This is a genomic window from Corynebacterium sp. NML180780, from assembly GCF_007786415.1.
Classification (GTDB): domain Bacteria; phylum Actinomycetota; class Actinomycetes; order Mycobacteriales; family Mycobacteriaceae; genus Corynebacterium; species Corynebacterium gottingense.
The window spans coordinates 13362-28192 of sequence record NZ_VNKN01000006.1 but is presented as its reverse complement, the minus strand read 5'-3'; the positions used below and the strand labels follow the sequence as shown (position 1 = coordinate 28192).

General features: G+C 68.4%; 16 protein-coding genes. 8 read left to right on the top strand and 8 right to left on the bottom strand.

Annotated features, from left to right (window positions below):
- Entirely contained in the window at nucleotides 1-288 is a 288-nt protein-coding gene (locus tag FPP74_RS05065; protein WP_144717305.1) for an FmdB family zinc ribbon protein, read from the bottom strand.
- Nucleotides 289-418: 130 nt separating this feature from the next.
- On the opposite strand from FPP74_RS05065, the gene FPP74_RS05060 reads away from it, so the two are divergent.
- The 4 genes from FPP74_RS05060 to FPP74_RS05045 are packed head-to-tail and all read left to right on the top strand — an operon-like array spanning nucleotide 419 to nucleotide 4742.
- Nucleotides 419-2194 carry an ABC-ATPase domain-containing protein gene (locus FPP74_RS05060; RefSeq protein ID WP_255456076.1) on the top strand — a complete coding sequence of 592 codons (1776 nt, stop codon included), beginning with the start codon at nucleotides 419-421 and terminating at the stop codon, nucleotides 2192-2194.
- Between the two features lie 11 nt (nucleotides 2195-2205).
- Nucleotides 2206-3216, top strand: a complete 1011-nt coding sequence (era, locus tag FPP74_RS05055; RefSeq protein WP_095537301.1) for a GTPase Era — start codon at nucleotides 2206-2208, stop codon at nucleotides 3214-3216.
- Nucleotides 3206-3988, top strand: coding sequence for a DNA repair protein RecO (recO, locus tag FPP74_RS05050; protein ID WP_255456075.1), 783 nt, complete (start codon nucleotides 3206-3208; stop codon nucleotides 3986-3988). The genes era and recO overlap by 11 nt, the downstream gene beginning before the upstream one ends.
- A 7-nt stretch (nucleotides 3989-3995) precedes the next feature.
- Nucleotides 3996-4742, top strand: a complete 747-nt coding sequence (locus FPP74_RS05045) for an isoprenyl transferase (RefSeq protein ID WP_095275501.1) — start codon at nucleotides 3996-3998, stop codon at nucleotides 4740-4742.
- A 2-nt stretch (nucleotides 4743-4744) separates the two neighbouring features.
- On the opposite strand, the gene FPP74_RS05040 is transcribed toward FPP74_RS05045, so the two are convergent.
- A complete protein-coding gene (locus FPP74_RS05040) occupies nucleotides 4745-5194 on the bottom strand; it encodes a Fur family transcriptional regulator (RefSeq protein WP_144717304.1) in 450 nt (149 codons plus the stop codon).
- Between the two features lie 20 nt (nucleotides 5195-5214).
- A complete protein-coding gene (locus FPP74_RS05035) occupies nucleotides 5215-5721 on the bottom strand; it encodes a helix-turn-helix transcriptional regulator (protein ID WP_233126950.1) in 507 nt (168 codons plus the stop codon).
- 199 nt (nucleotides 5722-5920) lie between these two features.
- Between FPP74_RS05035 and FPP74_RS05030 the strand changes: the two genes are divergently transcribed.
- Genes FPP74_RS05030 through FPP74_RS05020 form a run of 3 tightly spaced genes read left to right on the top strand, consistent with a single transcriptional unit; the run spans nucleotide 5921 to nucleotide 8240 of the window.
- Nucleotides 5921-7303 carry a glycine--tRNA ligase gene (locus tag FPP74_RS05030; RefSeq protein WP_095535447.1) on the top strand — a complete coding sequence of 461 codons (1383 nt, stop codon included), beginning with the start codon at nucleotides 5921-5923 and terminating at the stop codon, nucleotides 7301-7303.
- Between the two features lie 5 nt (nucleotides 7304-7308).
- Nucleotides 7309-7815 (top strand): hypothetical protein, encoded by a 507-nt coding sequence (locus tag FPP74_RS05025; protein WP_095275504.1) that lies wholly within the window; start codon nucleotides 7309-7311, stop codon nucleotides 7813-7815.
- Nucleotides 7812-8240, top strand: coding sequence for a hypothetical protein (locus FPP74_RS05020; RefSeq protein ID WP_144717303.1), 429 nt, complete (start codon nucleotides 7812-7814; stop codon nucleotides 8238-8240). Before FPP74_RS05025 ends, FPP74_RS05020 begins: the two co-directional genes overlap by 4 nt.
- A gap of 7 nt (nucleotides 8241-8247) precedes the next feature.
- Here FPP74_RS05020 and FPP74_RS12195 read toward each other — a convergent pair whose 3' ends face one another.
- Together FPP74_RS12195 and FPP74_RS05015 are read right to left on the bottom strand one after the other, a co-directional pair.
- On the bottom strand, nucleotides 8248-8415 hold the full coding sequence (locus FPP74_RS12195; RefSeq protein WP_165765391.1) for a hypothetical protein: 168 nt from the start codon (nucleotides 8413-8415) through the stop codon (nucleotides 8248-8250).
- Between the two features lie 140 nt (nucleotides 8416-8555).
- A complete protein-coding gene (locus tag FPP74_RS05015) occupies nucleotides 8556-10577 on the bottom strand; it encodes a TPM domain-containing protein (protein ID WP_144717302.1) in 2022 nt (673 codons plus the stop codon).
- 56 nt (nucleotides 10578-10633) lie between these two features.
- On the opposite strand from FPP74_RS05015, the gene FPP74_RS05010 reads away from it, so the two are divergent.
- On the top strand, nucleotides 10634-11905 hold the full coding sequence (locus FPP74_RS05010) for a deoxyguanosinetriphosphate triphosphohydrolase (RefSeq protein ID WP_144717301.1): 1272 nt from the start codon (nucleotides 10634-10636) through the stop codon (nucleotides 11903-11905).
- Between the two features lie 6 nt (nucleotides 11906-11911).
- On the opposite strand, the gene FPP74_RS05005 is transcribed toward FPP74_RS05010, so the two are convergent.
- Genes FPP74_RS05005 through FPP74_RS04995 form a run of 3 tightly spaced genes read right to left on the bottom strand, consistent with a single transcriptional unit; the run spans nucleotide 11912 to nucleotide 14758 of the window.
- Complete coding sequence (locus FPP74_RS05005) at nucleotides 11912-12841, bottom strand: ArsA family ATPase (protein ID WP_186439390.1); 930 nt, start codon at nucleotides 12839-12841, stop codon at nucleotides 11912-11914.
- Nucleotides 12832-13086, bottom strand: a complete 255-nt coding sequence (locus FPP74_RS05000) for a cory-CC-star protein (protein ID WP_095275508.1) — start codon at nucleotides 13084-13086, stop codon at nucleotides 12832-12834. The genes FPP74_RS05005 and FPP74_RS05000 overlap by 10 nt, the downstream gene beginning before the upstream one ends.
- Nucleotides 13073-14758 (bottom strand): carbon starvation protein A, encoded by a 1686-nt coding sequence (locus tag FPP74_RS04995; RefSeq protein WP_095546544.1) that lies wholly within the window; start codon nucleotides 14756-14758, stop codon nucleotides 13073-13075. The genes FPP74_RS05000 and FPP74_RS04995 overlap by 14 nt, the downstream gene beginning before the upstream one ends.
- Between the last annotated feature and the right edge of the window lie 73 nt (nucleotides 14759-14831).

Here is a 14831-nt window from a genome sequence, read left to right as displayed (position 1 = left end):
CTAAGGCTTCGGAAGTTTGGCGTGTTGCGGGTTGTGCGAGACCTGGGTGGCGCGCCGGTTTCCGGCACGCGGGACCGAGTTCACGACCGCGGGTTCGTATGCGCTCTTCTGCGTTGCCTCCACCAGCTGGGCCTTTCGCTTATCGACGCTTCCCACAGCCGGTGCACTAATCACCCTCGTCGCCTCCTCGCCGCAGTCCTTGCAGTCCGTCGTGCGCGACTCGGAGGACATGGGAAGAAGCCGCTCGGTGGTGTGGCCGGTTGGGCAACGAAATTCATAGAAAGGCATCTGCTTCACTTTCTTTTTCAGCAGTGGGTGCAATCACAAAAGCACGGCCAGTGTAACGCATACCGAGTAGGGGTACGCGGATGCCGGCCGCCGATCGGGGGGTGGCGCGCCCCCGACTACGGTGGCGGGCATGGCACAGCAACGCAGACACCGGAACCACCGAACCGACGCGCGGAGCTCGCGCCCCGCACAGCGGCGCGGCACCATCGACCAGCTGGATCGGATGTGCCGCGACATCGACGGCGCCGACTACGGCGCGTACAAGAAGCTCGCGGGCGAGTACGAGGCCGGCGAGTTCCGCCTGGTGGTGGACAAGGTGCAGTCGGACCCGTTCGCGTCGCCGTCGAAAATCCGCGTCATCGTGCCGCGCGATGCGCTCGATGTGGGTGGCGAGTTCACCGCGACGCGCGGCGACCGCATCGCCGTCGCCGACGTGCTGGCGCGCGAGGCTGCGGCACTCCTGCGTTCCGGCGGCGCGCCCGGCCGCGGAGGGGGCAGCGGCAAATCCAACACCATCAGCATCGGGGCGCTCGGCCAGGAGGTCCTCGAGCGCACCAACGTGCTGGTGGGGGAGCGCGACGTAGAATTCCGCCTGCTCGTCGGGCTGCCCGCGCGCGGCCGGCGGGTGCTGGGCAAACAGGCGGCGCAGCTGCTCACGCAGGACGTCCCCCGGCTCGCGCAGCGGGCTGCGGCGGTGTCGCGCCAAGCCCTGGAAGACGCAGTGTGGCTGCTCCGGGACCAGGAGGCGCTCCGCGCCGAGCTGCCGGGCCGCGGGCTCGTCGCGTTCGTCGCCGACGGCGCGAACCTCCCGCGCGCATCGGGCGCGAGCGATCTGCCGCTCAGCGGCGGCGTCCCGTTCCGCAGCCCCGAGCCGCTGCGTGTCACGTTCGACCTGCCCAGCGGCCGCACCGTCACCGGGATGGGCGTCCCGGAGGGGCTCACCGTCATCGTCGGCGGCGGCTACCACGGCAAGTCCACGCTGCTGCGCGCACTTGAGCGCGGCGTGTACCCGCACACGCTCGGCGACGGCCGCGAGTTCGCCATCACCCGCGCCGACGCCGTGACGGTGCGTGCGGAGGACGGCCGCCCGGTGACGTCGCAGGACATCTCCGCGTTCATTGCCAACCTGCCCAACGGCGCCGACACCGCGCACTTCTCCACCGCCAACGCCTCCGGTTCCACGTCCCAGGCCGCAAACGTCATCGAGGCTCTCCAGGCGAGTGCGAGCACGTTGCTTATCGACGAAGACACCTCCGCCACCAACTTCATGATCAGAGACACCGTGATGGCGGAGCTCATCGCCGCCGACCGCGAACCGATCACGCCGTTCAGCGCACGCGTCCGCGGGCTCTACGAGGAGCTCGGCGTGTCGACGGTGCTGGTCGCCGGCGGCTCCGGCGCGTACCTGGGGCTCGCGGACACCGTGATCGCCCTGGACGCCTACGTGCCGAGCGACGTGACAGAACGGGCCCACGCGGTCGGGCGCGGGCACGAGCCAGCGCAGCTGCCGGTCACACCGGAGATGTTCGCGCCGGATGCCCGCACGCTGTCGGGCCCGACCTTTGTCTCCGGCGGCTCAGGCGGCGGGCGGCGCCGCGGGCCGAAGGCGCGGGGACAGGACACCATCAGCGTGGGAAAAAGCGACATCGACATGTCCTTTTTGCCGCAACTGGCCGGGGCGCCGCAGACGGCGGCGATCGCCGCCGCGCTGGAGCGGCTGGACGAGTGGTGCGGCCGCGGCGGGGCACCGGTGGCGGTGGGCGTCGAGAAGCTGCTCGGCGAGCTCGAGGCCGACGGGCTCGCGGCACTCGTGCCGGGGCGCGCGCACCCGGGGCACCTCACGGCGCCGCGCCGGTTTGAGATCCTGGCCGCGGTGAACAGGTACCGGGGGCTTCGCACCGGGTAGGATTACGCGCCATGAGCACTTTCTTCCCCGACGAGGCCGACCTGCCAGACGACGCGCGCGCCGATGCCACCGGCGGCACGGACGCGGCGCCCCGCCCGACCGTGCCCGGCTTCACCGACACGCCGGAGGGCTTCCGCTCCGGGTTCGTCAGCTTTGTGGGCCGGCCCAACACCGGCAAGTCCACGCTGACCAACGCGCTCGTGGGCGAGAAGGTGGCCATCATGGCGGACCAGCCAGAGACGACGCGCCGGCCGATCCGCGGCATCGTGAACCGGGAGGACGCGCAGGTCATCATCGTGGACACGCCCGGCATGCACCGCCCGCGGACGCTGCTCGGCGAGCGGCTCAACGACGTGGTCAAGGACACCTTCGCAGACGTCGACGTCATCGGGTTCACGGTGCCCGCGGACGAGAAGATCGGCCCCGGCGACCGCTTCATTCTGGACCAGATCCGCCGCATCAAACCGAACACGCCGATCGTTGGCATCGTGACCAAGCTGGACAAGGCTTCGCGCGATATGGTCGGCGAGCGCCTGCTCGCGCTGCACGAGCTGCTCGGCGGCGACTGCGAGGTGGTGCCGGTCTCCGCCACGGACGGCGTGCAGACGGACGTGCTCATGGACATCCTGGTGGGCCAGCTGCCGGAGGGGCCGCGCTTCTACCCGGTCGGCGACGTCACCGACGAGGACCTCGAGGCGCGCATCGCCGAGCTGATCCGCGAGGAGGCGCTGCAGGGGCTTCGCGACGAACTGCCGCACTCCGTGGCCGTCCAGATCGATGAGATGGTGCCGGACCCGGAGAACCCGAACCGCACCATGATCTACGCCGTGATCTACCTCGAGCGCCCCGGGCAGCGCCGGATCCTGGAGGGGCCAAACGGCCGCCGCCTGTCCGGGATCACCCACCGCTCGCGCCAGCAGATCATGGACCTGGTAGGCCACAACGTGTACCTTGACCTGCGCCTGAAGGTGCTGAAGAACTGGCAGCAGGACCCGAAGGCGCTGGGCCGCCTTGGCTTCTAAGGCGATTCGGACTACTCGGTCTTCGAGGCCTTCGCGCCCGGGCCGCCCGTCCTGGCGCGACCGCGCGTTCGTCGTCCGCACTTACGACTTCGGCGAGGCCGACCGCGTCGTCGTCCTGCTCACGCGCTCCCACGGCCTGGTCCGCGGCGTGGCCAAGGGCGTGCGCAAGGCACGCTCCCGGTTCGGCTCCCGCCTGCAGCCCTTCGTCGACTTGGACGTGCAGATCTACCCGGGTAAGAGCCTGTCCACGATCACCGCCGCTGACACCGTGGCCTACCACGGCGCGCGCATCATCGAGGACTTCGAGCGCTACGCCGCGGCGTGCGCGATCCTGGAGGCGGCGGACAAACTCGCGTACGAGGAGGCGGACCCCGAGCTGTTCGACCTGGTCAAGGACGGCATCCGCCAGCTACAGATGACGGAGGCGCCGACGCAGGTCCTCGACGCGTTCATCCTGCGCGCCACCGACCACGCCGGCTGGGGGCTGTCGCTGTACAACTGCGCGAACTGCGAGAAGCCTGGCCCGCACCGGGCGTTCAACGCCGCCGTGGGCGGGGCGGTGTGCACGAACTGCCGCCCGCCGGGGTCAATGACTGTGGCGGAGGAAACCCTGCACGCGATGTGGCTGCTCGCGCGAGGCTATGAGTACACGCCAGACTCGGCGACAGGGGAGTCGACAGTGGAGGCGCAGGTGCACCGCGCGGCGACCGCGCACCTGCAGTACCACCTGGAGTCCGGGCTGAAGAGTTTGCGAATGATGGAACAGGCATAATAAGGGCATGACTTTGCGCCAGATCGATCCGGAATTCATCCCCCGCCACATCGCACTCGTGATGGACGGCAACGGCCGTTGGGCGCAGCAGCGCGGCATGAAGCGCACTGAGGGGCACAAGCGCGGCGAGGCAGTGCTCATGGACTGTGTCGATGCCTGCATCGAGATGGGCACGATCGAGTGGCTGTCGGCCTACGCGTTTTCTACGGAAAACTGGCGCCGCGCGGCGTCCGAGGTCCGCTTCATCCTCGGTTTTTCCCGCGACGTGCTGCACCGCCAGCGCGACGAGCTGAACGAGAAGAACGTCCGCATCGTCTGGGCCGGCCGGCGCCCGCGCCTGTGGCGCTCGGTGCTGCGCGAGCTGGAAGCGGCCGAGGAGCTCACCCAGGACAACACCGGACTGACGCTCGCGATGTGCATCAATTACGGCGGCAGGGCAGAGATTATCGACGGCGCACGCCAGCTCGCCACCGACGCCCGCGACGGCAAGATCCGCCCACAGGACATCAACGAGCAGACGTTTTCCAAGTACCTCTACCGTCCCGACATGCCGGACGTGGACTTGTTCCTGCGCCCCAGCGGCGAGCAGCGCACCTCGAACTTCCTGCTCTGGCAGTCGGCCTACGCGGAGATGGTCTACCAGGACAAGCTGTTCCCGGACTTTACCAAGGACGACCTGTTCGAGGCGGTCTACGAGTACGCCAAGCGCGACCGGCGCTTCGGCGGCGCGGTGGATAAGTTCGCGGAGAAGTAAGGTTACGCGTTGGCGTCGAGAAGCCTCCTGCACTCGGCGCAGATGCCGTAGATCTCGGCGTCGTGGGCGACGAGCTGGTAGCCAAACGAGTTCGCGGTTTCGCGCGCCCAGGCCTCGATGGGCCCGCCGTCGATCTCCTCGCTGCGGCCGCACTTCGTGCACACGAGGTGATGGTGGTGGTGCTCGGTGATGCAGTGGCGGAAGAGCGTCTCGCCGTCGGCGTTCTGGAGCACGTCGACGGCGTCGATCTCCGCGAGCGACTGCAGCGTGCGATACACGGTGGTCAGGCCGACCTTCTCTCCACGCGCATCCAGCTCGGCGTGGATTTCTTTGGCGGTGGCGAACTTATCGACGTCGCGCAGCGTCTCCACCACCGCCGTGCGCTGGCGCGTCATGCGCGCTCCGAGTTTGGGGATGGGCTCCTTCGGCGTCCTCTGGTGCTGCTGTGCCATACCTATCTACGGTAGCGCGGCTACTCCACCGGCTGCCGCGGGGTCTGCGGAACGATCCCGGGGTCCGCGGTGGGAGCCACGGTGGGGGACATCGTTGGTGGGGCCACGATCGCCGCGCCCATGCCGGCGCCCGCGCCGGGGGAGGTCGGCGCATCGCCGTGTTCGCGCGCGCTGCGCTTCTCGGCCAGATCGTCGCGCTCGGCGTTCGCTTCCTCTGCCTCCTTGGTCACCCGAGTGGCGGCCCGGGAGAGCGCGAAGATGACCTCTCCGGCCTCCGGGACCACAAGGCTGTAGACCACCTCTCGGCCGGAGCGCGAGGAGGTGACCAGCCCGGCGGACTTGAGCACGCGGAGGTGCTGCGAAATTAGCGGCTGCGACTTTTTCAGGTTGGCCACCAGCTCGTGGACCACGTGATCGCCGTTGTACAGCATAAGCAAAATCTGCAGCCGCAGCTCGGAGTTCAGCGCGCTGATGAGCTCCGCGGTTGCGTCGAGGTTTGCTGGGGCGCTTCGTTTACGTCGTGCCAAGGCGCCGCCCCTTTCTAATTGCTGTGGGCGTTCTCAGAATTCTCAGTTTAGGAAATTTACGAGGCTTTTGCCAGTTTCTTGCCCAAGGGCTTGAGCGGGCGTGGGGCAATCGCGCGGTGCGCGCCCCATGCGCATACGCCGGGCGTGCGCTGGGCTACACTGGCACCGTTACCCGAAACCGGATTACAGGAGGCTATCCGTGCCCGCCAGCAAGATCGATACCGTTGTCAACCTCTGCAAACGCCGTGGACTCGTGTTCCCCGCGGGCGAGATTTACGGCGGTACGCGCTCGGCATGGGACTACGGCCCGCTGGGCGTAGAGCTGAAAGAAAACATTAAGCGCCAGTGGTGGCGCCACATGGTGCAGTCCCGCGACGACGTCGTGGGCGTGGACACGTCCGTGATCCAGCCGCGCCAGGTGTGGGTGTCTTCCGGCCACGTCGAGGTCTTCACGGACCCGCTGGTGGAGTCCCGCCATACCGGCAAGCGCTATCGCGCCGATCACCTCATCGAGGCGTACGAGGAGAAGCACGGCCACGAGCCGGAGAACGGCCTGGCAGACATCAACGACCCGGAGACCGGCCAGCCCGGCGACTGGACCGAGCCGAAGGCGTTCTCGGGTCTGCTCAAAACCTTCCTGGGCCCGGTGGATGATGAGCAGGGCCTGCACTACCTGCGCCCCGAGACCGCCCAGGGCATCTTCGTCAACTTCAAGAACGTGATGACCTCGTCGCGCATGAAGCCGCCGTTCGGCATCGCCAACATTGGCAAGTCCTTCCGCAACGAGATCACCCCGGGCAATTTCATCTTCCGCACCCGCGAGTTCGAGCAGATGGAGATGGAGTTCTTTGTCAAGCCGGGCGAGGATGAAGAGTGGCACCAGTACTGGATTGATGACCGCTACAACTGGTACGTCGACCTGGGCATCAAGGAGGAGAACCTCCGCCTGTACGAGCACCCGAAGGAGAAGCTGTCGCACTACTCCAAGCGCACCGTGGACGTGGAGTACGCCTTCGGCTTCAAGGGCTCCAAGTGGGGTGAGCTGGAGGGCGTGGCCAACCGCACGGACTACGACCTCTCGGTGCACGCGAAGGGCTCCGGCGAGGACCTGTCCTACTACGACCAGGCCAACGAGGAACGCTGGATCCCCTACGTCATCGAGCCGGCCGCCGGCCTGGGCCGTTCCATGATGGCCTTCCTGGTGGACGCGTACGACGAGGAAGAAGCGCCCAACGCTAAGGGCGGTACCGACAAGCGCGTCGTCCTGCGCCTGGACCGCCGCCTGGCTCCGGTGAAGGTGGCAGTGCTGCCGCTGTCCAAGAAGGAGGAGCTGTCCGTCCCCGCCCGCGAGCTGTCGAACACGCTGCGCAAGCACTGGAATGTCGACTTTGATACCTCCGGCGCGATCGGCCGCCGCTACCGCCGCCAGGACGAGATCGGTACGCCGTTCTGCGTCACCTACGACTTCGACACTCTCGAGGACAACGCGGTCACTGTCCGCGAGCGCGACACGATGGAGCAGGAGCGCGTGAAGATCGACGAGCTCGAGGCCTACCTCGCCGCCCGCCTGATCGGGGCATAAGCGCGATGCACTACGTCAGCTGGGACCGCTCGGATCGGGACAACCTGAAGCTGCTCGCCGAGGCAGGCCCCGAAGTGCTCGGCGAGTTCACGCACGACCGCGCCGTCGTGGCGGGGCAGCAGTGGGAACTGCTCGCGTCGCCGGAGTCGGGTGCGGTGGCGTCGCGAGGCGGCAGCGAGTTCGTGCGCGCGCACGATTCGCTGAAGCGCGCGAAGCAGATCCGCGTCGACGTGGAGGGCCGCACCTACCAGATGGTCGCGGAGACCTCGAAGAACTGGATCGTCGACGATGCCTCCGGCACGAAGGTCGCCCAGTTCACCTCCGATCACAACGGCGTGCGCAAGGCCATCCTGGAGTTCGAGGGCGAGACCGAGCTTTCGCTTCTCGACGTCGCCGCGCTCGCCTGGGTATCCCGCGAAATCTTGGAGGCGCGCAAGATCGTCTCCTCCAACGTGCTGATCGCAACGCTCCTGCTCTTCTCGCTTGTTGCCGTGCTAGTGTTCGTGCTGTGATTTGGCGCGACAACCTGCTGATCCGCGAGGACGATGAGCCACCCGCCGGGGGCGGCGCGCGCCTCGCTGCGGTGGAGGACGGCACGCTGCGCTTCGGCGCCACGGCCCTCCGCTTCACCAGCGAAAACCCGGCTGACCTGCGCGCTGAGGGCGCGCACGGCGAGCAGTTCGCGTTCCGCAAAACGTCGCTCACCGTCGCGCGCTACGCCGCGGACTGCAACGGCGCCGCATACGAGCTCAACCGGACTGGGCTGCGCCCGCGTCGCGAGATCGTTGACGCCCAGGGGAACATCGTCGCGCTGACCGCCGCGCGCGCGAACGGCGATCTCGCGGTCACCGTCCCGCGGGAGATCACCTTGGACATCGTGTTCATGACGTGGTGCCTGACGCTTATCGACGCCCCCGTGCGCCGCACCCGCTACTAATCCACCCCTACTCGGCGTCGTCCGGCGAGCCGACGTAGATGCTCTCGCCCTGGCGTAACGCCGACACGAGCTGCGCCAGTGTTTCGCGCGCCGCAGCCGAGCTGGAGCAGCGGCGGAGCGCGTCGAGCTCGTTGAGGTCTTCGGGGGTGAGTTGCGTGGTGATAAGCGCCCTCATCGTGAAAACCTCCCGCTTCTGCTCGTGGTGGCTGGCTGATGTTTGCCAACCAAAGCTTATGTGGATCTAATGTATCGCAGCTGTGATTCAGACACTACGGAACCCCGGCCGTTCTAGCAACGGGACACCTGTCTGTGCTGCTAGAACGTGCCGCCGCGGCTAATGTTGCCGCCTCCGCCACCGCCGGAGAAGCCTCCTCCACCGCCACCGCCGCCAAAGCCGCCGCTGAGAATCGCGCCCCACATGGCTGCGCGCGCGATGTCGCCGGCGGTCTGGCGGTTCTGCTGGGAGCGGTAGTGGTCCACGTCGTCTTTGGCCGCCTGGTAGGCGCGCCGCGCGGTGTCCGTGGCGGCGCGGGCGAAGTCGATCGCGCCGCGGGTGTCGCTGGTCCGCCGCTGGTGTGCCTCGGCGTACTGGCGCTGGGACTCGGCGAGCAGGGAGCGTGGGTGCGAGCCGATGATGCGGCCGCGGGAGCGGATGAGGTCTTCGGCCGACTGGATCTGGGTCGTGGCCACCTGCATCTGCTGGGTAAACAGCTGGAGGGCGCGGGACTGGTCGTTGGCAACACCCTTGGCGCGGTCCAGCTCGGCGTCGATGCGCCCATCCAGGTCCGTCAGCTCGGTGTAGAGGGCGAGCGGGTCGGTCTCAGCGCGGTCGCCCATCTGTGACAGGGCCTCGCGGGCCTGCGCGGCGATGGCGTCCAGGGATGCGACGTCGATACGCGCGCCCTGCTGCGTGGAGTCCTTAACCTGGTCGATTTCGCGCAGCTCGCCCTCGATCTCCTTGATCAGCGCGGGCAGGTTGTGCTGCGCCTTGGCCAGGTTGTCCTCGGCGTGCTCGATGGCGGCGAGGTTGGTGTCGGCGACCTTGACGGCCTGGGTGGCGGTGGCGAGGACGTCGATGAGCGCGCCCTGCTGGCCCGCGGGCTTCGCGGCGAGCGCGCTGGCCTCGCTCAGCTGTTTCTCGGCTTCCGCGAGCGAGGATTCGGCGACGTCGACGTTTTCATTGATCGACTGCAGCATCCCCTCGTCGTGGCGGCTGCGCAGCTCCTCCAGCGTCGCCTTCGCCGGCTCGATGCGCGCGCGAATGTCGATGGTGCGGGCGCGGAGCTTGTTCACCTCTTCGTCGGCGCGCATGAGCGTGCCGCGCATGGCGTTGAACTCATCCGTCTTCGCCTTGAGCGCCTCCTCGGCCTTGCCGCAGCTGGAGATGATGTCAATGAGCATGGCGCGCTTTTCCGGCTCGGTCTCCGGGATGGCGTCGTAGAGCTTCTGGTGGGTGTGGAACGCGCGCTGCAGCGTGGAGGTCGCCTGGTTCATCGCCGAGGTGAACGGGCGCACGCGCTCGGCGCCGAACTCCGCGGACGCCACCTGCAGCTCCTCCTTGCCCTGTGTGATCGACTCGTCGGCGGCGACGAGGGCGTCGCGCGCCACCTGCTCGAGCGTCGGCGTGGGCAGGCGTCCGAGCGAATCGGTGTCGCCGGGCGTGAGCGCCTTGGCGGACTCGAGTTGCTTCGCGTTTTGCTTCTTGGTGTTGCGGCGCGACGCTACGTAGGCGCCGCCGCCGGCGAGCGCGAGCACGCCGACGCCGCCCGCGGCCCAGCCGGCGCCCGAGCCGCCATCGGAACCGCCGCTCCCGGAACCGCCCTTGCCGCTGATTGCGGCCTCAGCCGCAGCGGTGCCGACGCCCGCCCAGTCCTTGGCCGACAGCTTCTCATAGGCAGCAGCGTCCATCGCGTCGATGTCCTTCTGCGTCCAGTCGTTGCCGCCGAAGACGCCGTAGGCGCGCTCGTCGGGTGCGACGACCAGCACGGCGGTGTTCGCGCCGTTCGCGGCGACGGCCTGCTCCGCCCACTGCGGGCCGGTCAGGGTGCCCAGCGAGCTCGTGTACACCACGCGCAGCGAGAGGTGCTTCTCCTGGCTCACCTTCGACACGGCGTCCTTGACGCTGGCCAGCTCTGCATCGGAGAGCACACCCGCGTCGTCCGTGACGGGCTGCGCGAGCTTGCCCGGCGCCGTCGCGGTGTCCACGGCCTGCGCGAGGACGGCCGGTGCGTCGGGGGTTGGCGGGGTGGCGTGGGCGGCGGTCATGGGGGCGTCGATAAGCAATGCCCCGGCGATGAGCGGCGCGGTTGCCACGATGCGTAGATAGCGCGAATTCATGCCAACTAGGGTAGTCGCAACCGGGGAACGCGCGCTGCAGCCTTTACGCTTGGGGCGTGTACACCTATACAACTGAGGATTTCGCCCGCCGCGCGCCGGAGGCCCCGAAGCAGGCGCAGATCGCGCCCGAGCAGGACACGCGCGACGCCTTCGCGCGCGACCGGGCCCGCGTGCTGCACTCCGCCGCGCTGCGCCGGCTTGCGGATAAGACGCAGGTGGTGGGCCCCCGCGACGGCGACACCCCGCGCACGCGCCTGACGCACTCGCTGGAGGTCGCGCAGATCGCGCGCGGGATTGGCAGCCGCCTCGGCCTGCACCCCGACCTGTGCGAGATGGCCGGCCTAACCCACGACATCGGCCACCCGCCCTACGGCCACAACGGGGAAAACGCGCTCAACGCCGTCGCACCCTGCGGCTTCGAGGGCAACGCGCAGACCCTGCGCATCCTCGCGCGCCTCGAGCCCAAAGTGCTTATCGACGCCACCTCATACGGACTCAACCTCACCCGGGCCTCCCTCGACGCCGCCGTGAAGTACCCGCGCACCCGCACCAACGCGGACGGAACCGTGAACCGCAAGTACTCGGCCTACGACGAGGACGCGGACGTGCTCGCGTGGGCGCGCGCCGGCCACACCGACGACCGGCCGCCCATGGAAGCCCAGGTCATGGACTTCTCCGACGACATCGCCTACTCCGTCCACGACGTGGAGGACGGCATCGTCTCCGGCCGCGTCTCGCTGCAGGTCCTGTGGGACTTCGTGGAGCTTGCTGCGCTGGCGCAGAAGGGCGCGGACGCCTTCGGCGGCACGGCAGACCAGCTCATCGACGCCGCCGATCGCCTCCGCTCCCTGCCCGCCATCGCCGCGGCCGCGGACTTCGACTTCACGCTGCGGTCTTGGACGGGGCTGAAGTCCCTGACCTCGCAGCTGGTGGGGCGCTACGTCGGCGCGGTCACGGAGGCCACGCTTGCGAGTGCAGCGAACCAGGAGCTCACCACGGGGCTCGGCCGGGCGCACGGCGACCTCGTCGTCCCGCCCGACGCGGAGGCCGAGGTCCGCCTGCTCAAGACGGTCGCCGTCCTCTACGTGATGGACCTGCCCGCCCACATCGCGCGCCAGGACCGGCAGCGCGAGCGTATCTTCCGCGTCCACGAGTACCTGCGTGCCGGCGCGCCCGGCACGCTGGACACCGTGTTCCGCGCCTGGTTCGAGGCCGCGGACACGGACCTGGAGCGCGAGCGGGTGATCGTGGACCAGATCGCGTCCATGACGGAGTCGCGCCTGGAGCGCGTGGCGGACAAGGCGGCCGCCTTTGACGGGTTCCTGTAGCTCCGCCTAGAGCCGCTCCGCGATCTGCCCGAGCGCCTCGCGCGTGCCGATTTCGCCCGGGAGCCACGGCAGCTCCACCACCGGCACCGGTAGGTCCAAGAGCGCGAGCGCCTGTTGTTCCACGTCCCGTCGCCCCTCCAGAAACGCCCCCGCCTCATCCTGCGTGCGCCGGTTCACAATCGCGCTTCCCACGTGCACCCCGTTCGCGGTGAGCTCCTCGTAGAACTCCATCGACTCCATCACGGGCAGGCGCTCGGCGGTGAGCACGATGTGGAAGACGCACTCGGCGGGATCGGTGAGCACGGCGCGCAGGCGCTCGAACTTGCGGCGACGGGCGAGCAGCGTGGCGCGGATCTGCTGGTTGCGGCGGTCGACGGGCGAGCCGCCGATGCTCGAGCCGCCCATGCCGCGGACGAGGTCGCTGAACTTGTCCGACTTGTCGCGCCGCTCGAGCAGCCCGTCGGTGTAGGCGGCCAAGAGCTCCGGCAGCGCCACGAGCCGGGAGGTGTGGCCGGAGGGGGCGGTGTCGAAGATGAGGTTGTCGTATTCGGACCCAGCAACCAGGTCGGCGATGCGCTCGAGCAGCGCCGCCTCGTGCATGCCGGGGGAGTGGCGCGACATTTCCAGGTGCCGGTCCACTTCGCGGTGGAGGCGCTCCGGCATCATCGCGCGCATGGAGCCGCCGACGGCGCGCAGGTGCTGCTGCGTGATGGCGGCCGGGTCGAGCTCGATGGCGTCGAGGCGTGGCTCGAGGGTGACGGGGGCGTCGTGAAGCGCCTCGCCCCAGATGTGGCCGAGGTTGTGGGCGGGGTCGGTGGAGACGAGCAAGACGCGGCGACCGCGCGCGGCGAGGCGGACGGCGGTGGCGGCGGAGATGGTGGTTTTGCCCACGCCGCCTTTGCCGCCGAAGAACATGACTGGTGCGTCTAGCAGCATGAGATCCCGTCGAGTGGTGAGCGTTCCATGCCCATGCGGGTGTGCCAGGCGTGGAAGTCATCGTACAGCAGCGGCAGCAACTCGAGCGTGTAGTAGCTGGCCGGGTTGGGGATGCCGAGCGTTTCCGACGCCACGAGCAGCGTGAACAGGTCGTCCTCCTCGCGGGCTGCGCGGGCGAACTCGCGGCGGTACGGCGCCTGGTAGAACTCGCTGAGGCCCGCCCCGAGGCGCTTAAGCAGTTGCATACTCGTCGTCCCAGGTCATCGCGGGCTCGCGGCGCGCCTTGCTAATCGACGCCACCGCCTCAACCACCACCCACACGGCCGCAACAATGATGATGACGTCGATGCCCAGCAGCAGCCAGTTGCCGGCCTCGAAGAGCGTGCGCAGCTGCAGCACGGCGGCCCAGAGCGACATGAGGGTGACAAACACCAGCGGGATGAGCAGCGGCAGGGTGGGGCGGCGCAGCTTGGTCAGGATGACCACCAGGACGGACAGGGTGAGGCCGGCCATGAGCTGGTTGGTGGTGCCGAACAGCGGCCAGATGATCATGCCGCCGGAGCCGTCCATGCCGGTGGAGAACGTCAGGCCCAGTGCGGCGCCGACGGCGATGATGGTGGCGACCAGGCCGGAGAGCTTCACGCCCATGATCTCGGCGATCTCGCCGACGACCATGCGCTGCAGTCGCACGCCGGAGTCCATGGTGGTGGCGGCGAACAGGACGGCCATGGTGGCCAGGATGGTGGCGGACAGGGAGGTCGGGATGCCGAGGCCCTCGTTCATGAGCGCGCCGCCGCCCTCGACGAACGCGTTGACGCCGCCCGCGTTCCACTCGTTGTACACGCTTTCCCAGTCGGCGAGCGTCTTGTAGCCGGCGGTGGTGGCGACGATGGTGCCCAGGGAGAGCAGGCCCTCGCCGACGGCGCCGAAGTAGCCGACGAAGCGCGCGTCCGTCTCCTTGTCCAGCTGCTTGGCCGACGTGCCCGAGGCGACGATGCCGTGGAAGCCGGAGACGGCGCCGCACGCGATGGTGACGAACAGGAGCGGGAAGATGTTCGGGGTGCCGGCGGGGACGGCGTCATTGAGCGTCGGCGCGACGATCTCCGGACGGACGATGAAGAACGAGCCGTACAGGATGAAGAGGCCGACGAACAGCTGCAGGCCGTTGATGTAGTCGCGCGGCTGCAGCAGCACCCACACCGGCAGCAGCGAGGCGATGAAGGCGTAGACGAAGAGCAGGATGATCCACACGCCTCGGTCCGGGATGCCCATGACCGTTTCCGGCAGGGCGACGGGGAAGCGGTCGCCGAGCACGATGAGCGCGTAGAGCGCGGCCACGCCGACCAGCGAGACCAGCGGCAGGTTCCACTTGAGGCGGTAAATTGCCTGGCCGATCAGGACGGCGACGATAATCGCGCCCCACGTGGGGATGACCGCCGACGGCGTGGCGATGAGCAGGTTCGAAATCACCACGGCGAACGCGGTGTTCACCATGAGCAGCAGCAGGAAAATGACCACGAGGAAGAGGTTGCGCCCGCGCGCACCGATGTAGCGCCCGGACAGCGTGCCAATCGACTGGCCCTTGTGCCTTTGCGACGCCCACAGCGCCCCCAAGTCGTGCATCCCCGCAAAGAACACGGTGCCGAGTGTGACCCACAGAAACGCCGGTAGCCACCCCCAGATCACGGCGACGGCCGGTCCGATGATCGGCGCCGCGCCCGCCACGGAGGTGAAGTGGTGGCCCCACAGGACGTACTTGTTGGTGGGCACGTAGTCCACGCCGTCCTCCATGGTGTGCGCCGGCGTGCGGAACGTGTCCGATAGCTTGAACACGCTGCGGCCGAGGAACCTGGAGTACAGCAGGTAGCCGGCCACCATCATGGCGAGTCCGATGATGACGAGGAGTAGCGAGTTCATACGCCAACTTTCTTTCCGTGGTTCGTGTCACAACTGTGAGAAGTATGCCACACATCACACGGCGTGGTGCAAA

What these genes read in the sequence shown, in the direction of transcription:
- FPP74_RS05025 (WP_095275504.1), top strand. Translation starts at nt 7,309, where the DNA reads ATGCACTACGTCAGCTGGGACCGCTCGGATCGGGACAACCTGAAGCTG.
- FPP74_RS04995 (WP_095546544.1), bottom strand. Translation starts at nt 14,758, where the DNA reads ATGAACTCGCTACTCCTCGTCATCATCGGACTCGCCATGATGGTGGCC.
- FPP74_RS05060 (WP_255456076.1), top strand. Translation starts at nt 419, where the DNA reads ATGGCACAGCAACGCAGACACCGGAACCACCGAACCGACGCGCGGAGC.
- FPP74_RS05065 (WP_144717305.1), bottom strand. Translation starts at nt 288, where the DNA reads ATGCCTTTCTATGAATTTCGTTGCCCAACCGGCCACACCACCGAGCGG.
- FPP74_RS05005 (WP_186439390.1), bottom strand. Translation starts at nt 12,841, where the DNA reads ATGCTGCTAGACGCACCAGTCATGTTCTTCGGCGGCAAAGGCGGCGTG.
- FPP74_RS05040 (WP_144717304.1), bottom strand. Translation starts at nt 5,194, where the DNA reads ATGGCACAGCAGCACCAGAGGACGCCGAAGGAGCCCATCCCCAAACTC.
- FPP74_RS05015 (WP_144717302.1), bottom strand. Translation starts at nt 10,577, where the DNA reads ATGAATTCGCGCTATCTACGCATCGTGGCAACCGCGCCGCTCATCGCC.
- FPP74_RS05000 (WP_095275508.1), bottom strand. Translation starts at nt 13,086, where the DNA reads ATGCAACTGCTTAAGCGCCTCGGGGCGGGCCTCAGCGAGTTCTACCAG.
- FPP74_RS05045 (WP_095275501.1), top strand. Translation starts at nt 3,996, where the DNA reads ATGACTTTGCGCCAGATCGATCCGGAATTCATCCCCCGCCACATCGCA.
- era (WP_095537301.1), top strand. Translation starts at nt 2,206, where the DNA reads ATGAGCACTTTCTTCCCCGACGAGGCCGACCTGCCAGACGACGCGCGC.
- FPP74_RS12195 (WP_165765391.1), bottom strand. Translation starts at nt 8,415, where the DNA reads ATGAGGGCGCTTATCACCACGCAACTCACCCCCGAAGACCTCAACGAG.